The 6,372-nt window shown below is 50.4% G+C and carries 6 protein-coding genes; 3 read left to right on the top strand and 3 right to left on the bottom strand.

What is annotated here, in order from left to right; translation table 11 throughout:
- From KCR01S_RS24410 to KCR01S_RS18900, 3 genes are all read left to right on the top strand, one after another.
- Positions 1-183, top strand: a 183-nt coding sequence (locus tag KCR01S_RS24410; protein WP_072277187.1) for a VF530 family DNA-binding protein, incomplete at its 5' end; no start/stop codon positions are given.
- A 384-nt stretch (positions 184-567) separates the two neighbouring features.
- Positions 568-1,842, top strand: a complete 1,275-nt coding sequence (locus KCR01S_RS18905; RefSeq protein ID WP_061284619.1) for a glycoside hydrolase family 10-like protein — start codon at positions 568-570, stop codon at positions 1,840-1,842.
- A 339-nt stretch (positions 1,843-2,181) separates the two neighbouring features.
- Positions 2,182-3,393 carry an amino acid permease gene (locus KCR01S_RS18900; protein WP_061284621.1) on the top strand — a complete coding sequence of 404 codons (1,212 nt, stop codon included), beginning with the start codon at positions 2,182-2,184 and terminating at the stop codon, positions 3,391-3,393.
- Between the two features lie 48 nt (positions 3,394-3,441).
- Here the strand turns inward: KCR01S_RS18900 and KCR01S_RS18895 are convergent, their stop codons facing one another.
- The 3 genes from KCR01S_RS18895 to cfa all read right to left on the bottom strand — a co-directional run bounded on the left by KCR01S_RS18895 (position 3,442) and on the right by cfa (position 6,372).
- Complete coding sequence (locus KCR01S_RS18895; RefSeq protein ID WP_061284618.1) at positions 3,442-4,710, bottom strand: type II toxin-antitoxin system HipA family toxin; 1,269 nt, start codon at positions 4,708-4,710, stop codon at positions 3,442-3,444.
- Positions 4,703-5,020 carry a helix-turn-helix domain-containing protein gene (locus KCR01S_RS18890; protein ID WP_061284617.1) on the bottom strand — a complete coding sequence of 106 codons (318 nt, stop codon included), beginning with the start codon at positions 5,018-5,020 and terminating at the stop codon, positions 4,703-4,705. The genes KCR01S_RS18895 and KCR01S_RS18890 overlap by 8 nt, the downstream gene beginning before the upstream one ends.
- A 197-nt stretch (positions 5,021-5,217) precedes the next feature.
- Entirely contained in the window at positions 5,218-6,372 is a 1,155-nt protein-coding gene (gene cfa, locus KCR01S_RS18885; protein ID WP_061284616.1) for a cyclopropane fatty acyl phospholipid synthase, read from the bottom strand.

Here is a 6,372-nt window from a genome sequence, read left to right as displayed (position 1 = left end):
ATCAACTGTTTTAAGAAAGACCCGAGCGTTAAATCCAGTCTGAAATTCTTGCGCCGTACTCCCTGGGCCCGCACTGAAGTTGAAGCACTTTATCTCGATTCGCTGGCGGACATGGTTGAAGACTCCGCAGATAAATCCCCTGTTGATCCATGGGCAAACAGTCGGGTCAAGAAAGACTCGTAGAACGGATATTTTATACAACATGTTCTTCTTGTATCGCTTAAAAAGATAATGAGCGGCAATGATTAAAATAGTAAGTGCTTACTATTCATTGTTGGCTGTGACGTAAACTTCGACACTGTCCCGCTTTACCCCTGCGCAACCATCGGGATCGTTTTATACGATCCTATGATCCCACTCGATCTCTTTACCAAGACTTTATTGTCTCTTCACGTGCTGTTCCGGACTAACAGAACATTTATTGCTCTGGATGAGTAAATGCCCTATTCCCTGCTGGCTAACCGATTGACTTCGCCGTCAATAGTAAGAGAATGTTCCTCACTCGTGACAACCCGAACAACGGCACCTATGACTCTCAGTTCTTTTAGCGTTTCCCGCATGTCGACAATGAAAAAGGCCAGCGCATTGATTGTCGCCGCGCTTTTATTGGCGAGCTGTGACTCAAAAACTCCGGTTAAATCACCTTCTACTTCGACGCCCGGTAAAACTCAGCACAGTAATGAACCCATGCGCGGCGTTTGGCTCACCACCGTATCGCGCCTCGATTGGCCTCCGATTAGCTCAATCAATGCCGGTAGCAGTACCTTGCGTATTAATCAGCAGCAAACTGCGATGCGGGCGAAGCTCGACAACCTCAAGAGTCTTGGTATCAACACCATTTTCTTCCAGGTTAAGCCGGATGGAACCGCGCTGTGGCAATCCAATATTTTGCCATGGTCGGATATGATGACCGGGAATATTGGCGAATACCCGGGCTATGACCCGCTGCAGTTCGTGCTCGACGAGGCTCATCAGCGTGGGATGAAGGTACACGCCTGGTTTAACCCCTATCGGGTTTCGGTGAATACCAAACCATCAACCATCACAGCCCTCAACAATACGCTTACGCAGTCGCCGCCTAGCGTTTACGTTCTTCATCGTGACTGGATCCGCACATCGGGCGACCGTTTTGTCGTCGACCCAGGCATTCCGGAAGCGCGTGACTGGATCACCAGTATCGTGGCGGAAGTGGTCTCCCGCTATCCTATTGATGGTGTGCAGTTTGATGACTATTTCTATACTGAGACGCGTAGTTCTGAACTGAACGACAATGCCACTTTCCGCCAATATGGTCAGGGATTTGCCTCAAAAGCAGATTGGCGACGTCATAATACGCAGCAGCTGATTGCGCAGGTATCGCGCACGATTAAGCAGATCAACCCGAACGTGGAGTTTGGCGTGAGCCCGGCCGGCGTTTGGCGTAACCGTTCGCACGATCCCGCCGGTTCCGACACTCGCGGTGCTGCGGCCTACGATGAGTCCTACGCCGATACCCGCCAATGGGTACAGCAGGGGTTATTAGACTATATCGCCCCGCAGCTATACTGGCCTTTTGCCCGTGATGCTGCGCGCTATGATGTGCTGGCTAAGTGGTGGGCCGACGTCGTTAAGCCAACCAATACGCGACTGTATATTGGTATAGCCCTCTACAAAATTGGCGAACCGTCAAAAAATGAACCCGACTGGTCGATTGAAGGCGGTGTTCCGGAACTGAAAAAACAGATTGATCTCAACGAGTCCGCCTCCAACATTAACGGTACCATCCTGTTCCGTGAGGGTTATCTGGAACAACCTCAAACCCAGGATGCAGTGAATTATCTCAAAGATCGCTGGGGTAATTAATCAGTGGAAAGAATCGGTGAAAATGTCACCGGTTCTTTCCTGCGCTGCTAATACGTTACAATGATGTGAAACATTATTACAAATATCAGAAAATTTCCAAATAACGCCAAAAACCACTTGCCGCTTGCGCAGAAGAGCCAGTAGTATCGAATTAAAGGCATGCAAGACAAAGTTGCTGTAAATAAAACTGGCGTTTACTCCACTTATTATTCTTCCCCTTTCACGTTACCCCTAATAACTCACCGTTAACGTTCGCGTTATTTTTCGATATTTATGAGTATTATGATTAAAGAAACAGCGATGTCCCGTCCTCAATGGACCAAAAAAGATACCATCTGGATGATGGGTGTTTATGGCGCAACGGTAGGAGCAGGCACCCTGTTCCTACCGGTGGAAATTGGGACGCGCGGCCCGCTGATCTTTCTTATGCTACTCCTGCTTGCTATCCCGCTAGCGCTGGTGCCGCACGTCCTCATCTGCCGAGTATTCATGCGTGACCGGCAGGGACATGACCAGGCCGATCAAACGCTGCCACTCTTTGGCTCATTTTTCGGCACCAAAGGCCGCCAGGCCATGAAGCTGTTTTTCTGCGTGGCACATTACCCGGTTACCCTGGTGTATGCAGTGTCATTGATTAACGCCCTGAGTCATTTCTTGACTGAACGCCTGCACGTGGGCGGTATTCACCGCGGTAGCCTGACGCTTATCGTGCTGCTTATCCTGCACATCGTTCTGAGTAAAGGGCGCGACAAAGTCGTGAGCACTCTGAGCGCGCTGGCGCTGCCGTTCGCCATTGCTATTATTGCCATCGCCGCCTCCCAGATCCCGGCCTGGAACTTCAGCAATATTTCCAATACCTGGCAGCAGACCCAATCATCATCGGTTGGCAGCTCGCTGAAAGATTTGTGGTTAACCCTGCCGCTGATTGCATTTTCGCTATGTTCCGCCCCGCTTATTCCTGCGCTGGCTTCCTGGTACCGAGAACCGGGACATGGTGGTGAAAATCAATCCGTACGGGTGATCCGTCGCGCCTATGCCCTTATTTTCTTCAGCATTATTTTCTTCGTATTGAGCTGTATTTTGAGTACGCCGCGCGAAACGTTCGAAATGGCCAAGGCACAGAATCTGAACGTGCTGTCGGTTATTGGTGGTAACGGCGGTATGAGCGCAATACTGTATCTGGCGCCATTCATTGCCATATTGGGAATGACGAAATCATTTTTAGGGATTTCAATGCCGGTCGCAGAAACGTTTAACGTACTGGCAGCGGACCTGTTTAAAATAAAAGGAAACAGCCAGATTAAACGGATTAAATTAATCATTTCCGTATTGATGTTTATTGTCACATCGCTGGTTGTTTATTTAAACCCCGATGTTATCAATATGATTGAAACCGTTTGTGGGCCGCTAATTGCGATTTTCCTGTTTATTATTCCAACGTGGTTAATCTTTACCCGTCCGGCGTTAAAACCGCTGCGCGGCCTGACGTCGCTGATGGTGATGGTGTGTGGAATTTTGACCGTTTCGGCGCTGCTCTATTCCATGTTCTAACCCGGAAAGCCACACCGTTTGGCTCGGTGTGGCTCGTTTTTAGGCCGTTTAACGCTGCAATCGAGCCATATTATTGGCAATCTGCTGTTGAATATAATTAAGCGTCTCTTCCGTTATCTGTCCTGGATAACGGGCGCGAGCAATGTCAGAGAAACTCTTGCCCACCGCGCTGTAGTCGACGATCATGGCATCAATTTGGTCATCGGTTAATTCGGCCTCCTGCCGGCCTAATGCCTCAAGATGCTGACGACCAATATCTAATGCTTCTCCCATCACATCCATCTGGTGATAGCCGCCGGGACCTTCATTAAAGGTCACATCAAATGCGGGCGCCAGCGTCCACTGCCCATTCTCCGCCATCAAATAGGCAAAGTTTTTCGGATGATCATCGCGGTTATTAAAAATGACGTTAAAGACGACTCGTGCAAAGGCCCGCGCTTTTTCTCGCACGTCGTTGGTACAAATCTGCGTCGCACGCAGAAAATTCACGTAGTCGAGCGATCCGGCGAGCTGATAATTTGCCCCTGTGAACGCCGCCAGACTTTGCATCGGCACGCGCAGCCCGTCGTGCCTGTCAAAACGTTTACTGGCAAACGCGGCTTGCCCGTCCGGTAGCGGAAACCATGCCGTTTGCGGCGTATCAATCTCACAACGGCGCAAGCATTCCGCGTAGACGGCTTCAATGGCGCACACTTCTGGGTGTTCACGCTGCGCGGGAAACTTGACGAGCCAGGCTTCGAATCCAGGTTGGGCTATCGTCGTAAACTGTTGGCTTTGGGGATCGCGGTATAACAAGACTTTTGGCCTTGCTCCCTGCGGTGAACCGCCCATCTGAAGCAGTTTTTGCAAAAACTCCCCCCCTTCACCGCTCAGCACCGCCTGCACTTCAGCCGCCAGTTGGGCAAGAGGTACATCTTGCTTCAGGTCCCCAGAGTCATTGGGTTGAACGGGATGGAAGGTCATTGCGCCCATTGCGCTATCACCAATATAGGTCAGCCGCTCCAGTGGCCCAACGCGCGCCGCATTCACCCCCCGGCGTTTGAAAAGCCGGTCCATCAGCAGCATCCCCCAACCGTCCGGCAACGCATCGTAAACCGGGCCCGGCAGCCCCAACTGGTGCGATGGAAAATCACGTCTCAGGCGTGTACCATTGAGGGGTAAAGTCATCCGGGAAAGTTCAAGCCCTTTTTTGACCGCCTCCTCGCTGTATTCAAAGGCAATCAACGGCCGCCCGGTTAGCGCGGTAGAGCTAATTAACCGCCCCCACAGCCAGCGTTCCCCCCAACCTTCGTAGTAGACTTCGATCATCTCAGGCATTGTCACTCTTCCGCTTTATCCGCTGACGCTTGGCGCTTTTTTCATAACGCAGAATATCGTCAAGGCTTTCGACTCGGGGTTTAAACAGCGCTTCAAGCTCGTTGGAAAAGCCCAGTACCATGGCAACCCGGATCAGACTGTCAAAACTAACGTTTCGCCCAGCTTCCAGATTTGACACCGTATTCACGCCGACACCGGCTCTTGCCGCGACCTCTGCCTGGGTTGCCTGCTGGCTCAGTCTTTCCTGGCGTAATCGACTGCAAAGCAGCTTCACCACTTCGGCGGGCTTGCTAAGAGATAAATCCAACATAATGTGTTTTAACTCTAATTAATGACGTTAATACCCATTATTATAGAGTTATACTCAACAAATAGAAAGAAAGGACAATCCACAAAATAAGGGATTTATCGAAGGTTTTAGGAGATGAGGCACAATAAAATAGAGTTATAAACTATACCCTGTGTTCAGGGAAGGCCGGGAAAAACCCGGCATCGTCCCGCTTGTCGTTAGCGATAAACGTACATTCCGCCTTCCGCCCCTCGGCTGAACAGCACCTGCCATAATTCAATGTCCCGCGCACGAAACGCCCCAGCGCAGGCGCACAGATAGTAGTTAAACATCCGACGAAAGCGTGCTGTGTAGTTCGGCGTCAGTTCTGGCCATGCGGCGTTAAAGCGCAGGTGCCACGCCATCAACGTTTTATCATAGTCGCTGCCGAAGTTATGCCAATCCTCCATGATGAGGCGAGATTCGCTAACGTTGGCGATTTGCCGAATAGACGGCAGACAACCATTGGGGAAGATGTATTTATTGATCCATGGATCGACGTTCAACCCCGTCTCATTGCTGCCAATCGTGTGCAGTAAAAAGAGGCCGTTCGGTTTCAGGCAGCGGTCAACAACGCTGAAATAGGTCTCGTAGTTTTTCGGCCCTACGTGCTCAAACATACCGACCGAGACAATACGATCGTAAGTCTTGTTCAGGTCGCGATAGTCCTGCAATAAAATGGAGACATCCAGCCCTTCGCAATGCTGCTGTGCCAGTTTTTGTTGTTCGCGGGAGATGGTCACCCCATCCACGCTAACGCCGTAATGGCGGGCTGCATAAGCGGCGAGCCCTCCCCAACCGCAGCCAATATCAAGAAGCTGCATGCCGGGTTTGAGCTGCAGCTTTTCGCAGATCATTTTGAGCTTCGCATTTTGCGCTTCTTCTAGCGATTGCGCGTCTTTCCAGTAACCGCAGGAATATTGCATATGCGGATCAAGCATTAGGGTAAAAAGATCGTTACCAATATCGTAATGCTCTTTGCCAACAATCCAGGAACGGCTGCGCGATTGCAGATTAAATAGTCGAGCGCTGGCGATACGTAAAATATCTTTCAGATTGCCCGGCATCTGTTTATCCAGCTTGGCTTTGAGTATTTTGTAAAACAGAATATCAAGGCGCTCACAATCCCACCACCCTTCCATATAGCTTTCGCCAAGTCCTAACGAACCCTGACGAAATACGCGCTTGAAGAAATCAGCATGGTGTACCTGAATATCCCATGGTCGCCCACCGTTGATCTTAATATCAGCCTGACGGAGGAGATCGTTACCCATCCGGGACCAGTTATCGTTTAATTCATTAACATTTATTACGTCTGAGCAAACCGTGGCCAT

This window comes from Kluyvera cryocrescens NBRC 102467 (assembly GCF_001571285.1).
In the GTDB taxonomy this organism is placed as follows: domain Bacteria; phylum Pseudomonadota; class Gammaproteobacteria; order Enterobacterales; family Enterobacteriaceae; genus Kluyvera; species Kluyvera cryocrescens.
The sequence above is the reverse complement of the archived record's forward strand: the minus strand, read 5'-3'. Positions and strand labels throughout refer to the sequence as shown.